The following is a 1581-nucleotide window of genomic DNA, read 5'->3' as shown; positions in this document are numbered from 1 at the left end:
TCGCGCATCACCCGAAAACCGCTTGCCTACCTGTCGCGCCGCGACAATCATCCAGCCGCCGCGACCACAGACTCTCATCCTGATTGTCGCGCTGCTCGCATCCAGATCGTCGCGCCACAGTGCCGCGCATCTTGGCGATCCGCAGCCGTCGGCGCGATGCACCGTAGTTGCGCTCGATCTGCTCCAGCGAGAGCACCCCGTGCACGAGGCTGTGCAGGTCGCCCTCACTGTCATTGCCGGTCAGGTCGTCCAGGAGCAGGGTCGTGATGTGGCGGCCCTGGAGGAAGCGCTTGAGGACGAGCAGCTGCCGGCGGTAGCGCAGTGGTTCCTGTGCCAGCAGCCGCAGCTCGGCCAGGCTATCGACCACCACCCGCTCGGGCTTGGTCGCCTCGATGCGCTCAGTGATCATCTGCAGGGTCTCACCGAACTCGGCCTCGGCCGGGTAGAGCACCGTTTGCTGACGCTCCAGCTCCGCCTCGGCCGGAACGAGTTCGAAGACGTCGATACCCTCAAGCGACCAGCCGTGGGAGGCGGCGGACGCGGTCAGTTCTTCCTCCGTCTCGGAGAGCGTGACGTAGAGGCAGCGCTCGCCGTTCGCCGCGCCCTCCAGCAAGAAGCGCAGGGCAAAGGTCGTCTTGCCCGCGCCCGGTGTTCCCTCGACAAGGTGCAGCCTGTGCCGCGGCAGCCCGCCGCGGAGGACAACATCGAGTTCCGGCACGCCGGTGCGCAGGGTCGGGATCGGCCGCGGTTCGGGCATGCGTTCTCTATGTTGTCGGTGCGACCACCGCGGAAAGTTGGCAGGCAGGTCTATCCGCGCCTGCGCCGGCGGCCTTCCCCGGCCTCTAACTCTCCCGCGGACGGACAGGCCAGGGAGCGTGGCCCGGCGGCGATGCGGGCCTTCAGCACGGTCTCGATGAAGTTGGTGAGCGTCCGGTTCTCCTCGGAGGCGCACCGCCGCATCTCCTTCAGGAGGTCGACCTCGAGCCTCAGGGCAATCGGCTGCTTCATCGTGTTTCATGCCGTATCATGAAAAACATCTGTATTGCCCCTGGAGATACGTGGCAATACGCGATCGCGTGCTGGTTGCCATCCCCTCAGGCCGAGGCCCGTCAGGCGAGATCACCGGGCGGCTCAAGAATAATCTGTCTTGCTGAAATCTGCCCTGGCGGAACGTCCGGGACCGCAGAATGTCTACAGTGGGTCGAACCCGACGGTTTCGGAGGGTGTCCGGCCTGGCCAAGCCGGACCGGCGCATGCCGGGCGGGTTTCCGGCCGGCCGCCGGGGGATGCCGCCCCTCCCCTCCCCCTCCCTTTCCGGTAAAGCCCTGGCGGTGCTTGTTTTCCGCCGATTGTGGCACCCTCTTCTCACTTCCGGTAAGCCGGCATTATCGGAGGTCAGCCGGAACCGCTCAATCTGCCTAAGCCCTGATCTGGCCGACCGTCTGGAGCGCCCCATCACCGCCTAGCTTTGTTACGAAACCCAGAGCAGCACCTCTGGCGTTACGGCTCCCATTGAGCCGCCCCCGCCGGGCCCGGCTTCTCGGCGGGGTATTTCAGCCCGCTCGCGGACGGCCCGGCGTG

Annotated in this window: 2 protein-coding genes; both read right to left on the bottom strand. The window is 66.4% G+C overall.

Going from position 1 to position 1581, the window contains the following annotated elements:
* Positions 1–7: 7 nt before the first annotated feature.
* Positions 8–757 carry an ATPase domain-containing protein gene (locus tag LHA35_RS28185; RefSeq protein ID WP_226615047.1) on the bottom strand — a complete coding sequence of 250 codons (750 nt, stop codon included), beginning with the start codon at positions 755–757 and terminating at the stop codon, positions 8–10.
* 50 nt (positions 758–807) lie between these two features.
* Positions 808–1008: a hypothetical protein gene (locus LHA35_RS28180; RefSeq protein WP_226615043.1), complete on the bottom strand. Its 201-nt coding sequence runs from the start codon at positions 1006–1008 to the stop codon at positions 808–810.
* Between the last annotated feature and the right edge of the window lie 573 nt (positions 1009–1581).

It is taken from the genome of Roseicella aerolata, assembly GCF_020523605.1.
Taxonomy (GTDB): Bacteria; Pseudomonadota; Alphaproteobacteria; order Acetobacterales; family Acetobacteraceae; genus Paracraurococcus; species Paracraurococcus aerolatus.
The sequence above is the reverse complement of the archived record's forward strand: the minus strand, read 5'-3'. Positions and strand labels throughout refer to the sequence as shown.